At 35.7% G+C, this 19,156-nt stretch carries 19 protein-coding genes; 11 read left to right on the top strand and 8 right to left on the bottom strand.

Features of this window, described 5'->3' with window-relative positions; genetic code table 11:
• The first annotated feature begins 76 nt into the window (after positions 1 to 76).
• From AB9L17_RS22835 to AB9L17_RS22810, 6 genes are all read left to right on the top strand, one after another.
• Positions 77 to 376, top strand: coding sequence for a late competence development ComFB family protein (locus AB9L17_RS22835; protein ID WP_375200828.1), 300 nt, complete (start codon positions 77 to 79; stop codon positions 374 to 376).
• A gap of 119 nt (positions 377 to 495) precedes the next feature.
• A complete protein-coding gene (gene mntR / locus AB9L17_RS22830) occupies positions 496 to 915 on the top strand; it encodes a transcriptional regulator MntR (protein ID WP_068984888.1) in 420 nt (139 codons plus the stop codon).
• Between the two features lie 42 nt (positions 916 to 957).
• Entirely contained in the window at positions 958 to 1,815 is an 858-nt protein-coding gene (locus AB9L17_RS22825; RefSeq protein WP_068984887.1) for a CvfB family protein, read from the top strand.
• A 173-nt stretch (positions 1,816 to 1,988) separates the two neighbouring features.
• Positions 1,989 to 2,903, top strand: a complete 915-nt coding sequence (locus tag AB9L17_RS22820) for a DUF1002 domain-containing protein (RefSeq protein ID WP_068984886.1) — start codon at positions 1,989 to 1,991, stop codon at positions 2,901 to 2,903.
• A 167-nt stretch (positions 2,904 to 3,070) separates the two neighbouring features.
• Entirely contained in the window at positions 3,071 to 3,352 is a 282-nt protein-coding gene (locus AB9L17_RS22815; protein ID WP_068984885.1) for a GNAT family N-acetyltransferase, read from the top strand.
• 495 nt (positions 3,353 to 3,847) lie between these two features.
• On the top strand, positions 3,848 to 4,159 hold the full coding sequence (locus AB9L17_RS22810; protein WP_068984884.1) for a hypothetical protein: 312 nt from the start codon (positions 3,848 to 3,850) through the stop codon (positions 4,157 to 4,159).
• Between the two features lie 68 nt (positions 4,160 to 4,227).
• Here the strand turns inward: AB9L17_RS22810 and AB9L17_RS22805 are convergent.
• From AB9L17_RS22805 to AB9L17_RS22790, 4 genes are all read right to left on the bottom strand, one after another.
• A protein-coding gene (locus AB9L17_RS22805; protein ID WP_375199824.1) for an IS3 family transposase occupies positions 4,228 to 5,789 on the bottom strand; the annotation gives its coding sequence in 2 pieces (ribosomal slippage) (positions 4,228 to 5,132 and positions 5,132 to 5,789; 1,563 coding nt in all).
• Positions 5,790 to 5,853: 64 nt separating this feature from the next.
• The gene (locus AB9L17_RS22800; protein ID WP_068986737.1) at positions 5,854 to 6,996 is read right to left on the bottom strand and encodes an MFS transporter; all 1,143 of its coding nucleotides are present in this window, start codon (positions 6,994 to 6,996) and stop codon (positions 5,854 to 5,856) included.
• A 147-nt stretch (positions 6,997 to 7,143) separates the two neighbouring features.
• A complete protein-coding gene (locus AB9L17_RS22795; protein WP_068986738.1) occupies positions 7,144 to 8,664 on the bottom strand; it encodes a succinate CoA transferase in 1,521 nt (506 codons plus the stop codon).
• A gap of 437 nt (positions 8,665 to 9,101) precedes the next feature.
• Complete coding sequence (locus AB9L17_RS22790; protein ID WP_053593997.1) at positions 9,102 to 9,752, bottom strand: LytTR family DNA-binding domain-containing protein; 651 nt, start codon at positions 9,750 to 9,752, stop codon at positions 9,102 to 9,104.
• Between the two features lie 495 nt (positions 9,753 to 10,247).
• On the opposite strand from AB9L17_RS22790, the gene AB9L17_RS22785 reads away from it, so the two are divergent.
• From AB9L17_RS22785 to AB9L17_RS22770, 4 genes are all read left to right on the top strand, one after another.
• Positions 10,248 to 11,042: a helix-turn-helix transcriptional regulator gene (locus AB9L17_RS22785; RefSeq protein WP_068986739.1), complete on the top strand. Its 795-nt coding sequence runs from the start codon at positions 10,248 to 10,250 to the stop codon at positions 11,040 to 11,042.
• A gap of 216 nt (positions 11,043 to 11,258) precedes the next feature.
• Positions 11,259 to 12,020 carry a membrane protein insertase YidC gene (gene yidC / locus AB9L17_RS22780; protein ID WP_068986740.1) on the top strand — a complete coding sequence of 254 codons (762 nt, stop codon included), beginning with the start codon at positions 11,259 to 11,261 and terminating at the stop codon, positions 12,018 to 12,020.
• A 55-nt stretch (positions 12,021 to 12,075) separates the two neighbouring features.
• Complete coding sequence (locus AB9L17_RS22775; RefSeq protein ID WP_068986741.1) at positions 12,076 to 12,324, top strand: hypothetical protein; 249 nt, start codon at positions 12,076 to 12,078, stop codon at positions 12,322 to 12,324.
• 185 nt (positions 12,325 to 12,509) lie between these two features.
• Positions 12,510 to 13,283, top strand: coding sequence for a M15 family metallopeptidase (locus AB9L17_RS22770; protein WP_068986742.1), 774 nt, complete (start codon positions 12,510 to 12,512; stop codon positions 13,281 to 13,283).
• Between the two features lie 39 nt (positions 13,284 to 13,322).
• Here the strand turns inward: AB9L17_RS22770 and cls are convergent, their stop codons facing one another.
• The 4 genes from cls to AB9L17_RS22750 all read right to left on the bottom strand — a co-directional run bounded on the left by cls (position 13,323) and on the right by AB9L17_RS22750 (position 18,663).
• Positions 13,323 to 14,780: a cardiolipin synthase gene (cls, locus tag AB9L17_RS22765; RefSeq protein ID WP_068986743.1), complete on the bottom strand. Its 1,458-nt coding sequence runs from the start codon at positions 14,778 to 14,780 to the stop codon at positions 13,323 to 13,325.
• 129 nt (positions 14,781 to 14,909) lie between these two features.
• On the bottom strand, positions 14,910 to 15,701 hold the full coding sequence (locus tag AB9L17_RS22760; protein WP_068986744.1) for a YwqG family protein: 792 nt from the start codon (positions 15,699 to 15,701) through the stop codon (positions 14,910 to 14,912).
• 97 nt (positions 15,702 to 15,798) lie between these two features.
• Entirely contained in the window at positions 15,799 to 16,959 is a 1,161-nt protein-coding gene (locus AB9L17_RS22755; RefSeq protein WP_223553953.1) for an MFS transporter, read from the bottom strand.
• Between the two features lie 579 nt (positions 16,960 to 17,538).
• Positions 17,539 to 18,663: an IS4 family transposase gene (locus tag AB9L17_RS22750; RefSeq protein WP_375199823.1), complete on the bottom strand. Its 1,125-nt coding sequence runs from the start codon at positions 18,661 to 18,663 to the stop codon at positions 17,539 to 17,541.
• A gap of 315 nt (positions 18,664 to 18,978) precedes the next feature.
• Here AB9L17_RS22750 and AB9L17_RS22745 point away from each other — a divergent pair, with 315 nt between their 5' ends.
• Positions 18,979 to 19,116: an Lmo0850 family protein gene (locus AB9L17_RS22745; protein WP_004232019.1), complete on the top strand. Its 138-nt coding sequence runs from the start codon at positions 18,979 to 18,981 to the stop codon at positions 19,114 to 19,116.
• The last annotated feature ends 40 nt before the right edge of the window (positions 19,117 to 19,156 follow it).

Below are 19,156 nucleotides of genomic sequence, written 5' to 3'. Positions count from 1 at the left end.
GAAAAAAAACCTTGTTACCGCTATTATGGTTTCAGGAATAATGTAACAATAATATAAACGAGGCGATGGTTTGAATATGTCAGATCCTATTTTAGTAAATGTTACAGAGGAAATTGTGCGTGGTTTAGTAAGCTTTCTACTACGAGGACCGGAATATCAAACATTTTGTAAATGTGAAATCTGTGAACTTGATGCAGTGGCACTTACACTGAATGCATTGCCTAGTAAGTATGTTACATCTTTGGAATCCCGAGATGAAGCGTTTAAAGTGATAAATACTCCTGAAAATATCGAACGAATTAATAAAGAGATTATTCATGCATTACATGTGGTAAATAAGCATCCTCGACATAAAGTGGAGCCAACTTCTAGATGAAGCTGGCCCTTTTTTGATTGCCCATGTAGTGTTTTTCTGGCATATGTATTTTCAGTTAACTTTTAAGCCAAGCTTGTAGTAAACTAGAGAGTAAGAAAAGGAAAGAGAGGGAATAGGATATGCCAACACCTAGTATGGAGGACCATATCGAACAAATATATTTATTAATCGCTAATAAAGGGTATGCCCGTGTGTCTGACATTGCTGAAGCATTATCTGTTCTTCCTTCTTCTGTTACAAAAATGGTTCAAAAATTAGATAAAGATGGTTATTTAGTTTATGAAAAATACCGTGGACTTACATTGACGCCCAAAGGAGAAAAGCTTGGAAAACGTCTTGTACAGCGCCATGAGCTTCTAGAGCAATTTTTGCGAATCATTGGTGTAGATGAAGAGCGTATTTACGATGATGTAGAAGGAATCGAACATCATTTAAGTTGGAATTCAATCGACCGAATTGCGGATCTTGTACAGGTAATGGAAGAAAATCCGGACATCGCGAAAAAACTAGAGGCAACTAAGATACAACATAATCTATAAAGTTTTTTGCGAAAATGATGGTGTGAAGGAAAGGAAGACAATATGAACGAATTAAAATCAGGTGAAGTTGTTACGTTAACTGTATTAGAGCAACAAGCATCGAAATGGATCTTAACAAATGGAGTTGACGAACTACCTTTAAATGCTTCAGAGGTAACAGAGCCACTTGCAGTAGGTGATCGCCTTGAAGTATTTTTATTTGCGGATCGTCGTGGTGATTTAGCGGCTACGACAGCTATCCCCACTTTCGTACAAGGTGAATACGGTTGGGCTCGTGTCCTAAGAGTAGCCGAGCGTGAAGGGGCTTTTGTAGATATCGGTACTTCACGTGAAGTGCTAGTGAAAGCGGAAGATTTACCTGCAATAACAGAGCTTTGGCCAGCGCCAGGCGACCATGTATTTATGACATTACGTACAGATCGCAATGGTGATTTATTTGGACGTTTAGCAACTGAAGAAAAAATCTCGGAATTATATGAAGGTGCATTTGAAGACATGCACAATAAAAACATTAAGGCACGCCCATATCGTTTATTACCAGTAGGCTCATTTTTATTGGGCGTAGAAATTCCGTACCGCATTTTTGTCCATGAATCAGAGCGTAATGCAGAACCTCGTCTTGGACAAGACGTAGTTGTTCGTATAATTGATGTAAAAGATGATGGTTCAATGAATGGTTCACTTTTACCACGTAAGCATGAGCGTATTTCTGACGATGCTCAGCGAATTTTAAACTATTTACAAGAGGTTGGGGGCAAAATGCCTTTTGGCGATAAATCCTCTCCTGAAGAAATTCAAGAAATGTTCCATATGAGTAAGGCTGCATTTAAACGTGCATTAGGAACACTGCTGAAAGCTGGTAAAGTGAAACAGCAAAACGGTTGGACTGAAGAAATTTAGGGCATAAGAAGCCACGAAATAGTGAGATGCTAAAGAGTGGGGATACTGCCAGAATAAAAGAAATGACGAGAGACAACATTGAAACCTTCTCGTCTTTTTTTCGTACTAATTACTGTATAATGGCGTACATTATACAGACCAAATGTGTTTTCTAACGAAAGGGGTCACACAATTTGAAAAAAACGTGGATGAAAATACTAACAGCGACTATGTTAGTATTTGGCGTGATGGCACCAGCAACAAGTTTTGCAGCTGATAATACGCCACCAAAAGCAATTGATGAAAAACTAGGCGTACCGATCGTCGTATATGGAGCAAACTTATCTGAGGCTGAAAAAGAGTCTGTTAAAAAATCATTAAAAGTGGATGAAGAGCCTGAAATTGAAGAAATAACAGTATCAGGTCAAGACTTAGTTAAATATATTAAAGATAGTAATTCAAGCTCTCGTATGTATTCTTCTGCTAAAATTACGCGCAAGAATGCAGGAGAAGGTTTAGTTATTGAGATTGTTACACCATCAAATATTACACAAGTTACGTCTGAAATGTATGCAAACGCAATGCTAACAGCAGGTATTGAAGATGCAACAGTACAGGTGGCTGCACCAAAAGCAGTAACAGGTCATTCAGCGCTTGTGGGAATTTACAAAGCCTACGAAGTAACAACAGGTGAAAAACTTGATATTGATCGTACAGATGTTGCCAATGAAGAACTATCTGTTGCAACTACTCTTGCACAATCAGCAGGGGTGGACGATGCCAAGGTTGCACAATTACTAACGGAAATCAAAAAACAAATTGCAGAATCAAAGCCAGCAACTCGAGAAGATGTTGAACAGATTGTGCAAGAGCAATTAAACAAGCTTGAAATTAATTTAAGTGAACAGGACCGTCAATTGCTAGTTGATTTGATGGACAAAATTAGTAAGCTAGACATTGATTTTAGTAAATGGTCTGAACAATTAGATGATATTAGCAATACAATAAAAGAGAAATTTGGCGCACTTATGGAAGATGAAGGATTTTGGGCAAGTGTGCAAAATTTCTTTGCTAATTTAAAGGATACAATTTCTTCATGGTTTAATTAATTCATAGAAAAGAGTCTGCAACATTTCCTCCTGATTGCTAGAGGAAAGTGAGCAGATTCTTTTATTTTTATCATCTTTGTTCAAGGGATTGGATTTTTTAAGTGCACCCACTATCTTTGTAAAAATGTAAAAGGCTATGTTACTATGAAAAAAAGGAGTGATGAGAAATGGAATTTCAATTACAGCAGCTAGCAGAAAATAAACTTGCTTTTGTCTATGAGCAAGAAGGGGAAAGGTTAGCAGAAATTACATGGCAACAAAAGGGGCAAGTAATGGTAATGGATCACACATATGTATCAGATAAGCTCCGTGGACAAGGTGTGGCCAAAAAATTATTAGAATATGCAGCGGCATACGCCCGTGGAAATGGCTATAAAATGGAAGCTGTTTGTTCCTATGTAGTTGCAGCATTTGAAAAATCTAATGCTTATGATGATGTAAAACAATAAAAAATAAGGCGATCTGCAATTGTTAAGTATGCAGATTGCCTTTTAACTTTTTTAGCAAAAGTTTTTTGTACCGAAAGCGAAGTGGCAGGTACAGAAGTCGTCCGCTCTATAGGTGGTGAGATGAATGCATAATTGATTCCTGTGGAAAAATATCCAAGATGCTCCTCACAGTAAAAGGATACTATAAATTAGTGCAGTTAAGAGACTCGCTCCACCTATTAATGAAGCCAAATCTACCCAATCATATACTAAGTCTAGATCTTTCATAATAACCACTCTCCTGTTGCTAGTATTAATACATTAATTACCTTTATTCATCCTTTATAATCATAAATAATTACAAAATTAGGATCCTCACTATAACGATCTAACAGAAACGAAAGGGATAGAGAATTCTCACCTTATATATGCTATAACATAAATAAAAATTATGTTTAGTCTAATAAAAATAAGGAAAAGATATAATACGAGCCACTATTTTGGGAGGGATTTATAATGGCAAAACGTAAAGGAACAGGTGTTGTGATTGCAGGGTTAGCTGGATTAGCAGCATCTTATTTAAGTAAAAAAGAAAACCGAGATAAAGCATTAAGTATGTTCAATGGTGCAAAATCTAAATTGGGATCTTATCTGAATACAACGAATATGGACATGCACACAAACATTTCAGAACGTATAACTACTGAAGTCGCGACAGAAGCTGGAACATCCCCAACGAAAATAGCTTCAAACGAAATGGTTGCTGAAGGTGGAGGACATACAGGTATTCATTATTATCATGAAGAAATTCATGAAAAAAAGAAATAAATAAAAAACCTTCTCATTTAAACTGAACTGCTCCCTGTCAAGTAGACAGTGGAAATAATAAAAAGCTTTTAAGCGGCTTTAGCCCTATATTCTAATGGGCTTAAGCCGTTTAATCGTTCTTGGTATCTATCGTTATTGTAAAACTGGATATAATCCTCAATCGCTTGTTGTAACGCTTCAAATGTTTGGTACTTATGTAAATAATACTTTTCACATTTCAATGTTCCCCAAAATGATTCCATTGGTCCGTTATCTATACATTTGCCTACACGGGACATGCTATGAATCATCTCTGCTCCATCTATTCTTCTTTTAAATCCATGTGATGTGTACTGATAGCCACGATCACTATGAAGTAACGGTTGTTCTCCATCTTTTAAAGTAAGCATTGCTAAATCAAACGTCTTAAATACCAATTCATTATTATTTGAATGCCCCAATACATAACTGATAATAGAGCCATCGTAAAGATCTAGAATAGCGCTTAAATAAGCTTTCTTTCCATTTCCTAATTTGAACTCCGTCACATCTGTTACCCATTTTTCGTTGGGTTTGCTTGCAGTAAATTCACGATTTAATCGATTTTCAGCGACATGTTGTGCAGGTGAAGAAACATATCGCTTTCTTTTTCGGCGAATCACGGATTGTAAACCACTGATTTGCATTAATCGATAAATACGTTTGTGATTGAACTTTTTATTGTATTTACGATTGATATTTAAAGTCATTCTTCGATATCCATAAATTCCTTCGACTTGTCGAAAAATAGCTTGGATATCCTGAAGAATCGCTTTATTCTCTAGCTCTCTATCTGTTGGTGTACGTTGTAGCCATTTATAATAGGCAGCACGAGATAAACCGGCAATATCACATAAAAGGATTACTGGCAGATTTTCTTTCGCATGTAACTCTTGAATCGCTCTATATTTATTTTGTAAACGAACGCTTGTTAACGATTCCTCCTTTCGAGTTCTTCCAACTTTTTTAAAAAGGCATTTTCTGCGCGTAATCGTTCATTTTCACGTTCTAAACGTTTCATTTCTAGCTTAAATTTTTCTTCAGCTGTTAATTCCTGTTCTTCTTTCTTGCGACCACGTTTATCCTGCAGAGCCTCTTCACCATTTACTTCGAATTTTTTGACCCATTGATACACCTGTTGATAAGACACTTCATAGGTTTCTGCAGCGAGCTGATAGTTTTTCTGATGTTCTAGACAGTAATTTACAATCTGTATTCTTTCTTCTAACGTCGTTGTTCTTTTATTAGTCATAGAGTTTGTCATTCCTTTACCGGTATCCTTTAATTCTCTATGACTATTATACTTTTGAATCCAATTTCTCAAAACGGATTTGTCAGAAATCTTGTATTTTCTTGTAACTTCTTTTAAAGAATATTGTCCAGATAAATAGTCTTGTACAGCTGCTAACTTTAGCTCTTTCGAGTAAGAATTCCAAGAAGTGGACTCTTCAAGGCCAATTTCTCCATCTATTTCATATTTGTAGTTCCATTCTTCAATGGTTTTATAAGAAACCTGAAATATAGTAGCTAATTCTGAAATTGTCTTTTGTCCTTTGTGAAGAAGTCTTAGAACCGCTAATTTTTCATCTTTTGAGTGGTTACTTCGAGCCATAAAAAAATGCCCCCTAGATAAACAGATTTTTATTTTTTAATCTGTCTACCTAAAGGGGAGCATATCAAACGTGAGAAGGTTTTTTGTGTGTGATTATAATAATAGCTGCAAATACTAACAAGACAACGCCAGTAAATATAAAGCCACTGACAATTCCTAGTGAGAGCCATCCGAGCAAGGAGGAACCTAAGACAACTCCTAGTGAGAAGAATGCATAAAAATAACCATAGGCTTTTCCGCGAATCTCAGCAGTTGTTGAGTCGATTAAAAGTGAATTAACTGACGGGAATAAGAAGCCAAACCCGATACCGTAGCAAGCCATTGCAATATAAAGTAATGTACTTGAATCTGCTTGACTAATTAATAATTGACTTACTCCCATTAAAGCAATACCAAGTGCTAAAGTTTTAATTGGAGCAACCTTATCGAAAATACGATTAGTAGGCAAAATAAATACAAGTACAGCAATAATTCCAAAGGTACTCATCAATGTCCCGCTTAAACGTGAATCGAAGCCTAAAGATTGCACTTTTAGAGGAAGTAAATAGGCGATGACGCCTTGAGAAAACATTAAAAAGAATGCCCCTAAGAATGCCTTTAATGTAAGTGTATTTTTAAAAAATACACTGATAGGAATGTTTGTACTTGGTTCAGATTGTTGTTTTTTTATTTGATTGGATTTTAGTAAGAAAAAGGCAAGGATACCTAACAAAATCATAAAGCTTGCTGTTATATTAAAGACAAATGGTACACTAGTACGACTTGCTAAAATACCACTAAATGCAGGACCGATTATGGCAGCAATGCCGACGAACGCTCCGGAAATAGCACTACCCTTACCTCGTTTTTCTTGCTCAGTTGCATTTGCTAAAAATGTGAATGCAGCAGGGATGGTTAGACCAGCAACTAATCCATGTACAAAACGGACTATTAATAGAATAATAGGATCGTCTACTAAATTATATAGTGATAATGATAGCCCTGTCGTTAATAGTCCTAGGATTAAAATAACAAAGGGACCTTTACGATCTGTTAAAAAGCCAGAAATAATATTACCGATTGTATTGGACAGAGAATACATGCCTACTGCTAGACCAGTTAAGAAGGCTGATGCTCCTAAGGATTCAGCATATGTACTCATGACAGGAAGCTGGGTAAATAGGTCAAAAAATGAAAAGAATATAATTAAATATATAAATTTCTTCATAGTTCCTCCGACGGGAAATTACGTATTTGGTGACATTTAATATTTGACTACTGAGAAAGCCAAATTTAAAACTATCACTTTATTATACCATTTTCGACAAAAAAGAACGCCTAATAAGATTTGACTTAGTAGGCGTTCTTTGGGTTATTAAGCTTTAGCAACTTCTTTTTTCATTGTTTTGTTTTTAGCAAGATTTACGTGCCAAGAAAGTGCTTCCTCTAAAATATGAGGTGTTTGATGGCCGCCAGTTGCTTCTAGAGCACGGTTATAGTAATCCCAAAGTTGTTCTTTGTAATCTGGGTGTGCACAGTTTTCGATAATTAAAGGTACACGCTCTTGTGGTGCAAGACCACGTAAATCAGCAATACCTTGCTCAGTTACGATTACATCAACATCATGTTCAGTGTGGTCTACGTGAGAAACCATTGGCACGATTGAAGAGATAGCGCCGCCTTTTGCGTATGATTTAGTAACGAAAATACCTAGACGTGCGTTACGTGCAAAGTCACCTGAACCACCGATACCGTTCATCATACGAGTACCAGATACGTGTGTTGAGTTTACGTTGCCATAGATATCTAATTCAAGAGCAGTGTTGATTGAGATTAGACCCAAACGACGGATAAGCTCTGGGTGGTTAGAAATTTCTTGTGAACGTAAGCAAATTTTATCAGCATATTTTTCTAAATTGCCGTATACTTTTTTCTGTAATTCTTCAGTTAGTGTAATTGAAGTAGCTGCTGCAAATTTAACTTTACCAGCATCAATTAAGTTGAATACTGCATCTTGAAGTACTTCAGAAGCAACAACTAAATCTTCAAATTCTGAATTTGCGAAGCCGTCAAGTACAGCGTTTGCAACAGAACCTACACCAGATTGTAATGGCATTAATTGTTTTGTTAAGCGACCAGCCTTAATTTCATCGCGGAAGAAGTCTAATAAAATGTTCGCCATTGTTTGTGTTTCTTCATCTGGCGGAACGATTAATGAAGGAGCATCTGGCTCTTCAGAAATAACAATCGCTTTAATTTTAGCAGGGTCTACTTTAATACCGATGTCACCAATGCGTTGCATAGCATCAGTCATTGGAATCGCTTCACGTTGACCTTGCTCAGCTGGTACATAGATATCGTGGATACCTATTAAAGCTTCTGGGTGAGAGATATTTAATTCGACAATAATATTCTCAGCATATTCTGCGAAGATAGGTGAGTTACCTACTGAGTTTGTTGGGATAATAAGTCCATCTTCTGTAATAGCAACAGCTTCAAGAATTAAATATTTAATTGGTCCAATAATTCCTTGGCGAACTAATTCAGCGTTATGTGAAAGATGAGCATCTACATAAAGGACATCCCCAGAGTTAATTAAATTACGGATACCAGCATCACCTTGGAATGGTCCACGTTTGCGGATAGCACCAGCTTCAGCTAGGTATTTATCAACTTCAGGTCCTAAAGAAGCTCCTGTATATACATCAATTTTGAATTTTTCGTTTTTAGCGCGCTCTACTAAAGCCATAGGAACAACTTTCGCGTCCCCCGCACGAGTAAATCCACTCATACCAACTACATCACCGTTAGAGATAAGCGCTGCAGCTTCTTCAGCAGTAACAATTTTACTTTCAAGTTCTTTTAAGCCTAGGCGTTTTTGAACATTTGCATCCATTAAAAAATCCTCCCCTAAAAAGTATTGATGGAAACCGGTTACAAAACTAGAAAAAGTTCTGTAAGAATTTTCTGTTTATTCGGTTGTAGTATGACTCCAACCATTTGAATAATACTATCACCAAATTGTCACAAAAACTTTAGAAATAGCATTAAAATGAGTAAAAACAGGAAAAATGAGCATAAAATTGAATTTTCGACAGAGAAAACGTTTTAATGTAGAGCTGTATTATTTTTTTGTGAATTCCTTGGCTCATCACCATAACGTGTGGTTGATTTCTGTTCCTACTGGGCGCTCTATCGCTAATCCCCGAGGAGTCGCCCAGTCTCACTCCAATCAACTAATATAAGTAATGAGCACTTATAAGCTTGTTTTAGTGAGCAAAAAAGTACAGCGAACAATTTCAATAAGAAAATGTTCGCTGTACTTATAAAAGATTAGAAACCTAAAGAACGACGGAAGTAACTTGCGTAGCGTTGGCTAACAGGAATACGAGTACCATCTTTCATGATTAATAAAAACGTTGAATGTGAATCTGGTTGAATTTCATCAATGTAGTCAATATTAACAATATATGAGCGGTGACAACGTATAAATGAGTCAGGTGCTAAAAATAGCTCAAGATCACTTAGGTTTAAGCGGTGATAACCTTCACGACTCATTGTTTTAACAAATGTTTTTCGGAGCTGTGTTTCAAGATAAATGACTTGATCATGCTTGATTGGGTACCAGCAATCATCAATTTTAATTGTAATGTAGTTCGTTAAAAATGCTGATGGCTTTTGTGGGAAGATAGCAGTAATAGCACCCTTAGTTTCGCCTTCCTCCATTAAAGGAATACTCATGCCGTAATATGCAATGCCAAATACATCAGGTTCAATATAAGAGCTTATCTTTTGCCCATAGCTTAATGCTTTGTGAGCTGCTGAACCTTCTTTAATTGGATCGCCAGGCTTGATTTTTAAATCAACTTTCTTGCTCGGTTGGTAATACAAGTATTCGTTTGTATCGGAAATTGCGATGGAAGTATTCTCAGGGAAGAATTCCTTAATAATCTCCATAATTTCTTCTATCTGTTTTGGATCCACTATTAACACCTCGTCTAAACTTTTAAAAATAGTATTATCATCTATTTTACTACATATTCGTATAAATTATATAGAGAAGATTTCGGAATAAAAAAGAGAAATGTCGATTAATGAAATATATAGGTGTTATAACCTTACATAATTTGTAACAAAATTTAAATAATTACTAATTTATTTTGATATGTATATGGTAAAATCTAATTGTGCAACATAAGTTTACGAGGTTTCTACTATATATATATGATAAATTAGCACTAGAGAGAAAGACAAAATGTGGTTGAAAGAAAATCGCAGAATATGGTAAAATTCACTGTATAGTCTATTTTTATTGTAAACTGATGGTTTAGTTGGGTTATTTTTAAGTTATATGCCATATATAATTGTGAAATAGGACTCAGTTTATATTGTCAATAAGGAAAACTATTTTCTTATTGTAGTTCGGTGTCAAAATTTGTAAAAGTGATTCGAGCAATCTGAGGAAAGATGGGGAAGATTATGCAACTACATCAACATTCTATGTCAGAAACGATATCAAAAAGATACTTCCAAGAAATCGATAGCATTAACCAATACATCGGTGTTGAAGAATTTTTTAATATTGAGTCGAAATTAATATTTGAAATTTACCATTTAGAATCTGCAAAGGCTAAGAAATCTTTGCATGAGTTAATTGATATTCTTTCAATACGTTTTGGCAAACAAGTCATTAAAATTGTTCGAAGCTATTTTTCTGTTTTGTCGTCAATTGTTGCTCGTAAATTGCTAGACAACCAAGTACCTTCGAAGAAAGCGTTTGCTTTTAACGTTGCTTGTAATGATATGATCGAAAATCAGATGAAAGACGCGGAATTTTTACAATTCGCTGATGATTTAATAGATTTCTTTGTCTATTTTATTGCAGATCGCAAGCAACCGACTTTTCGTCATCAGACCGTTAATAAAGTGATAATGTATATAAATGATGAATTGGAAAATGACTTAACAGTGGAAAGCATCGCAAATAATTTTCATATAAGTACTAGTCACTTATCACGTATTTTTAGAGAACATGTTGGGATTACACTAGTTGAATATTTAAATGTTCGTCGAGTAGAGGAATCTCAATACTATCTAAGGCACACAAATAAAAGTATTACTTCTATTTCAGACCAATTCCATTTCTGTAACCAAAGCTATTTCACCCGCATCTTTAAAAAGTATACTGGGGTAACACCCAAACATTTCCGAGATGAGCTACATCATGAATTTTATCGTTTTGAGATGACAGAGTCTGAGCTTCAAAACATTTAGCTATTTTTTTTCAGCGGGTGTTCAAAGATCCTCTGAAAAGAGGGACATATGATGAATAAATAGGATGCGGACGTATTAGCAATGCTAAAGCTCTCGCATCTTTTTTATGCTGACAACGTAGGGCGATAATAATAATTAGTAGCACTTGCTATTTGATAAAGATAGATCTTATAATGTATACTTCACTTTAGTTGATAAATAATAGTAGGTGGAAAAATGAAAAAATTGAAGCTATTTTCAATGCTTGGACTTGTCGTTTTTGTTCTTAGTGGCTGTCAAGCTGTGCAAGACAAAGAAGGTTTTTTCTATGGTCTTTTTGTAAAACCTATGGAATTTTTACTGGAATTTTTCGGTAACACTATTTTTTCAGGTAACTATGGTTTAGCGATCATCGCAATTACGGTCCTTATTCGATTAATTTTAATGCCGATTATGTTAAAAAATTATCGTCAGCAACAATTGATGAAATCGAAGATGGATGCGTTTAAGCCTGAAATGGAAGCTGTTCAGAAAAAAATGAAGGAAGCAAAGACAAAAGAAGAACAAATGCAGCATCAACAAGAAATGATGGCATTATATCAAAAACATGGCATCAATCCACTCAATATGGGTTGTTTACCAATGTTAATTCAAATGCCGATTATCATGGGTCTTTATTTCTCTATTTTATATTCTACAGATGTGAAATCACATGAGTTTTTATGGTTTAGCTTAGGTTCACCTGATACCGCTATGACAATTATTGCGGGTATTGTATATTTAATCCAAGCACGTGTGTCATTATGGACAGTGCCAGAGCAACAAAAAGCACAAATGAAAATGTTTATTTATATTTCACCAATTATGATTGTCTTTATCTCAATGACATCTATGGCAGCTCTACCACTTTACTGGTCTGTCGGCGGTGCATTATTGATACTTCAAACATATATCGGTCGAAAATTCTATTCGGAGCATCCGGAAAAAGTAAAATCATAAATTAATTTATGTCGAGGCGCCTGCGTAGCCTCGATTTTTTTAGGAGGACAGCAAGATGAATAAAAAGTGGCTATCATCTATTCTAGTCGCGTTTTTTAGTATTGCAGCTATTGTATTTATGATCATGGGTAATTTTAATTTTGCAGTATTTGCTATGACTATTATGTTTGCCCTATCGAATGGTTTTAGAGCCAAAAGTTTTAAAGAGCAAGGTTATATAAAAGAGGCAAAATGGATGAAATACATGGCAATCTTTTTCACGGTTGCTTCTATAGCAGTGTTTATTACCATTGTCACAGGCTAACCGACTAATTTTAAAATCTACGGTGAAAACGTACACTTTAAATTGTGAACAGTGCTAAAATGAAACTATACCAATAAAGTAAAACTGTAATCAGTACTTACTGTAGGTTTGTTCTTCTTTTTTTAACAAATAAAGAACTAAGAACTAAACTGTAGTACTTGATAACTATAAAAGGGGTCAAAATAGTGAAAAACAAACGTCTACCACTTATCCTTGGGGCTTTGATTTCAGTGGCACTAATTGTATCTATTTTTGTAGTTTATAACTATAAAAATAACCAAAAAAGTAATGCATCAGATGAGCAAAAACTTACAACAGAACAAGCTGAAAAAGACTCGCCTACAATGGAAGAACCGAAAAAAACAACCGAAAATCCTGTGAAACCTGAGCAACAGCCGGATGAGAATGGCTATTTACCAAATCAAACGTTACCAACTGAACCGACATATATTAATGGTATCTTACTAGCCAATAAGATATATCCGCTACCATCTACCTTTGCGCCAGGCGAGAATCCTGAGGCACGCCAAGCCCTAGATCAAATGTTGGCTGCTGCAAAACAACAAGGATTTGATTTAGTAGCATTCAGTGGCTATCGATCTTTTGATTATCAAACAAAGTTATATAATAACTATGTTAATCGTGATGGACAGGCTGCCGCTGATCGTTATAGTGCACGCCCAGGATACTCAGAACATCAAACTGGCTTGGCCTTTGATATTGGGGAGCGTGGCAAGGAAGATTTATGGTTGACTGAGGAGTTCGGCGAAACACCAGCGGGACAATGGTTAATGACACATGCTCAGGATTTCGGCTTTATTTTACGATTCCCAAAAGATAAAGAGGACATCACAGGTTATATGTATGAGTCATGGCATTACCGTTATGTTGGCAGTGACAAGGCAAAAGAAATTAAAAAACAAAATATAACGTTAGAAGAGTATTTAGGTGTGAAATAAAAAAGGGAAGAGAGCCAGCTCTCTTCCTTTTTCTATGTTCTACAAAATAGGTGTTAGTAAACGTGAAATTGATTCTTTAAATTTAATAAGTGAAGAACGATTTTGGTACATTTCCCAAGTTAATTCAGTACAATCGAAAATATCCTTCTCAAACAGCTCGGCAAGCTGATGTGAAACCTTTGAGTCATAAATAAAGGCATTAACTTCGAAGTTTAAGCTGAAACTTCGCACATCAAGGTTTGCAGTTCCGACTGAAGATGCTTCATCGTCAATAATAATGGCTTTAGCATGGATAAAGCCCTTTTCGTAAATATAAACTTTTGCCCCTGCATTCAATAATTTTCCAACGTATGAGTAGGTAGCCCAATAAACAAACATATGATCAGGCTTATTTGGAATCATGATTCTTACATCAATGCCTGATAGCGTCGCAATTTTAATAGCATCTAAAAAACTAACATCAGGAATAAAATATGGCGTTTGGATATAAATGTATTTTTTTGCCATGTTAATAAGCTTTAAATAACCAATTTTAATTTGTTCCCAGTCAGAATCGGGTCCACTTGAAACGATTTGTAAGCCCACATCGCCTTTTTGGGGAATGGCAGGGAAGTAACGATCTGAGTAACCCATTTTCTGTTGATCGGATGCTTGATTCCAATCAAGTAAAAAGCGTGTTTGTAATGGATGTACGGCACTACCCTCAATACGTAAATGTGTATCTCTCCAATAACCAAACTTCTTCTGTAGCCCAAGATACTCATCTCCAACATTAAAGCCACCGATATAGCCAATACGGCCATCAATCACAACGATTTTTCGGTGATTTCTAAAATTTAAACGAGGATTAAGCAGTGGGAAAATGGATGGGAAAAATACTTCAACTTCACCACCTGCATTAAGTAATTCCTTGAAATGGCGTTTTTTAACATTACGTGAGCCCATTTCATCATACAAGAGCCGAACCTTTACTCCTTGCTTTGCTTTCTTAGTAAGTTTATCAACAATGCGTGTACCTAAATTATCTAGACGGAAAATATAATATTGAATGTGAATATGATCCTTCGCTGCCTCGATATCTTTAAGAAGTTGCTCAAATTTATCAGCACCATCATCAAAAATTTCAATGTGGTTGTCTTGCGTTAACACCGCATTATTTGTTTTAAGATGCATATAAATCATTTCTTTATAGTTTTCCGCATTTTCGATACGAAACTCGAATGTATCATCTCGAATCGCTTCCGTCTGATAGCTAATGAGGCTATCAATCCCAATATCCTTGCGTCCTTCCCAACGGAACAAATGCTTTTTTCGTAGTTGTCGCCCGAGCAGTAAGTATAAAACAAACCCACCTACTGGAATGAAAAATAATACGAGAATCCATGCCCATGTAGAAGTAGCATCTTTACGTTCTAAAAAAATTATGACCATTGCTGCTAAAATATTTATAAACATAATTAAAGGTATTGTATATCCAAAATCTGTAAAAATGCTCATTCCTACACCTGCCTTAACTATATTTTTGCAATATATTTAGTATAACTTACTTTACAGATGGAAAGAAGATATGAAATTTGTAATAAGCATTGAAAAGGATTACCTCGAAAACTAAGCGAGGTAATCCTTTTAGTAATGCTCCCATTGAAACAAAATATCAGAGAAATCTTTTTGAAGTAGCTTATTACGATTGATGAAAAATTTCCCAACTCCACTATCTGCCCACATAATACCGATTTCATCATGAGAATCGATTTGGAGCAATAGCACATCATATCGTTGGAGGAGTTGCGATTGGTGGCGAATATCTTCCTCTAAAAAATAGGCATAGCCACCAATTTTAGCTCCTGCTCCTAAAAAATATTGTAGATAAATCTCCTGTAAATCAACGTCTTCTTGTGGAGGGATTAAGTTTGGTAAATAGTATATCGCACGATAATCTAAAGCAGAAACAGGTTCTTGGATTGGTTGGAATTGTAAAGCTAACTCCTGATGTATAGGGAACCAATCATCTGCTGCTTGTGCTAAAAATTCCTGTCTTGGAACTTCCGCTTCGGAATTTATGGTAGGGTAAAAACGTATTTTATAAAATTGCTGGAAAATATCCTCATGATAATGATCAGCGTTCACGAAAATATTGGATGAAATAAAAAATTGCAGAATCCCTTGAGATGGGAAATCCTTTAATGGTGGCATTTCTGCAAAGTTAATTTGAGCTAATAGCCGCATGGGCTCACCTGTAATATCTTTCGGATATGCCTGGTAATAGGGTAAATAAGGTTCCCCAGCAAATTTACTTTCCGTTAACGTAGTTGAACGTTTGTATGGTGTGATAATCATCGCCGAAAGAAGTGTATCTTCAATTTCAAAACGAAACGATTCTAGCTCTTTGGGAAGTAAAAGATTTGTTGTTTTGTTCATACAGGCCCTCCGATATTCCGCTTTAAGAAGTTAAATATTCCTTGAAGTGTACTATATACTTTAAATTACTATTAAGTAACGGCTTTTTATCCACAAATTATTCAAGTCGTAAAGATTTTTTTGAAGCTTTATAGATAAAAATTAAACTTATTGAAACAATGGCTATTGCTGCCGAAGTATAGTAACCGATATTAGCTTGAACTGTAAATAACCATGTGAAAAATAGTGGACCAAGGATGCGCCCTAAATTATCCATAGAATAAGAAAGGCCTGCAGCAGTCCCATATTGGCCACCTGACTCTTTTGATGAAAGAGAAACGACACATGTTCTAGCAAGTGCATTACCCGCTGTAAAGACACATAGGGCAAGGCCTGCCGTAAATAAGTTAGTTGTTAATGTGAATAAAAGCATACCGGTAGCTGTCAAAATTTGTGCACCTATTAACCAATTTGTTTCGCTTCCGTTTTTAATGCGTCTTACAACGCCACCTTGAATAGCTGCATCTACAAAGCCGCTAAACATAAATAAATAACCAATTTGTAGTGGTGTAATTTGAATTTTTTCAATTTGGAACAACTGGAATGTAGCTTCTACTCCCGCCAGCATAAAAGTAACTAAAAATGAGAACATAAATAAGTAACGTACACGGTATTGCAGCATTGTTCCAGCACCTTTTGGCACAATTGCACGTTTATTTGTATCTTTTCGTTTTTCAGGTTCTTTTAAGACGAAACTTGCATAAATAAATAATAGTGCAATTAGTATTGCTGAAGCGATAAATGGTAGTTGCAGGCTATAGTGTCCGAGCATACCACCAATTGCTGGACCGAAAATAAAACCAAGCCCGATGGACATGCCCATGAGACCCATGTATTTATTGCGATCCTCCTCACTCGACATATCACCTATAAAGCCTGTTACAGCTGTATACAGTGCACCCGAGAATAAACCACCCACAACACGTGAGACATATAAAATGGCTAGATTATCTATAAATAATGAGAAAATAACAAAGCTTAGACTAAAACCAACTAAGCCCATTAAAATTAGTTGCTTCCGTCCTACTTTATCGGATAGCATGCCCCAAAGTGGTGCAGTGAAGAAGCTTGCAAGTGAGTACACAGTTAGTAAACCACCAACGTGTATATCATTCCAGTTTTGTTGAACAACAACCTCTGGTAAGACAGGAATAATAATTCCAAATCCTAGATAGACGAGGAATTGAACAGACATTAATAATAAAATGGCTTTTTTCATACAGACCCTGCTTTCATACGATATTTTAGTATGTATATTCTACCTCTCTTGTTCTTGTTATTACAAGGAGACGGAGAATAAAACACTTTTAATGCTTAATAATGGCTTACATTTAACTTCTTTCAGCAAGTGTTTTTATGTAACGTAAGTGAAACGGCAGTTACAAATGTCTTTTGTACCGAAGGCGTAGCGACAGGTACAGGAGTCCTTAAAACCTCCGGACGCAAGGCAATATTGATAGTATAATGTATAAAAAAATGCAGACTGTTAACACTGGAACTATATTGATGCTAAAAAAATAATGACGAATTCACAATCAATTCACCCATTTTTAGTTTTTTGTATCGATTGTCGCATAGTGTATTAACTTATTTCTGGGGTATATTACTAGAAGGTATATCGGTATTTGTAGGTTTGATTTTTGATATTTATGGTCACTAACGTCGCATGAATTTTAACTGAATTTTCTGTTTTCTAATTCTTCCGTTTTTGAAGAAAATGAAAGACGCTTAAGTAGAGATAGTAAACATCCATTTTTTTACTATAACCTTTGACTAGGGCAACTGCAGTTCAAAATCCTTAGGGTACCGTATTTCCTTCGATTTTTCGAAGCCAAATACGTGCTGGTTTCCATAGTGTTGCTTTTAAGTACCTACTAATTTGTAAATATGTCCGTGAACTGTTTGTGTGAAGCTTTGCTAGCACGTTTAAGCAGTAAACGATCATTGCGATGTATACCTGATTATGCACAGCTTGCTCGCTTTGCCCGTAGAACTTTTTAATGTTCAGATGCTGTTTCATCCATTTGAAAAACAGTTCGATTGCCCAGCGTGACTTATACAGTTCAGCGATCTCATCTGCACTTAAATCAAAACGATTCGTCATCAGATGTAGTTCTTTACCGTTTGGATCCAGTACTTCGATACGGCGAAATACATTTTCAGCGCGATTTTGCGTGTTGCCAATCAGAATCATTTCATCCGATAACACCGATGACTGTTCAGGTACTTCAAATGATTCAACCACACGTGTTACAGCGTTTTTTCGTAAGCGTGAGACAAAGAAAAATCCGTCATCTGTCATGCGATCAAAGCGCTCATAATCTAAGTAACCTCGGTCAAACACGTACATGCACTCCGTGTCATCAATGAGAATTTCAAGCTGACCACGATCATGTTCTTTCGCATTCGTCAACACCGCTTTATCAGGGTAGGAACAACCTTTTTCTAGGTAAACAAGGCGCAAATGTAACTTCACACCTGATTTTGTTTTACGGAATTCAGCCCATCTATGGTTGTTTAAGTTTAATGGCATTGTGCTGGAATCAATGATTTTCAGTGGTGTTGTGGTTTTTCGCCTATGCTCAAAATTCATTTTCTCATGAATTTGCTCGACTAAGTCTAGAAAAATTCGTTGGAAAAACTCAGTTGGCACTTGGGTTAATCGCCGACCTAACTGCGAAAAGCTGATGGACTCTAAATACGTTGCTTTTTGTAAGTCGTCTGATAATAGCGTGTCACTAATAGCACGTAGACTTTCGGTTTCATTCAGTTGCGCAAACAGTAATAATTTCAAGAATGAAGCGATGTGAAGCTTCTTTGTATAGTAATTTAATTGATGAATTTCAACTAATTTCTCCATTTGTGTAGAAGAAATAGGTGAAAACCATTGTTCAAATGATGTTTTTCGTGTAAACTTATCCATGCTTATGTCCTTTATTTTGGATTTGGATGGTTTACTATCACCCAACCATTATAAAGGCTTTTTTTATGCATGGATAATATTGCAGAAAATTCAGTTTTTTAAAATGCGTTGAATTATATTAATGCGACGCTAGTGATTTATGGTAAATAGTGAAAAGAAAAATTTTACATTGTAACAAAAATGAAAAATTTTAAAGCTGAGTTAAATGGTATGATAAGGGATGAATAATCTTGTCAGACATCATACACATGCAAAAATGAAACTTTTTTGGAAATAAAACGTTTATAAAATCGAGGAAAGATTGAGGTGGAATGTATGACAAAAGAAGTAGATTTGAAAAAGATTGTTTCGAATTTATCGAAGTTGGGTGTAACAGCCACTGTAACAAAGTCTCGACTTGAACTTTTAAAAGTGCTAACACCACCAACACAAACTCCGCAAGTTCAAGCTTAACTCGTTTACAAATGAGAATGGGTAGTCTCAATTATAGAGA

This window comes from Lysinibacillus sp. RS11, assembly GCF_042019215.1.
Classification (GTDB): Bacteria; Bacillota; Bacilli; order Bacillales_A; family Planococcaceae; genus Lysinibacillus; species Lysinibacillus xylanilyticus_A.
The sequence above is the reverse complement of the archived record's forward strand: the minus strand, read 5'-3'. Positions and strand labels throughout refer to the sequence as shown.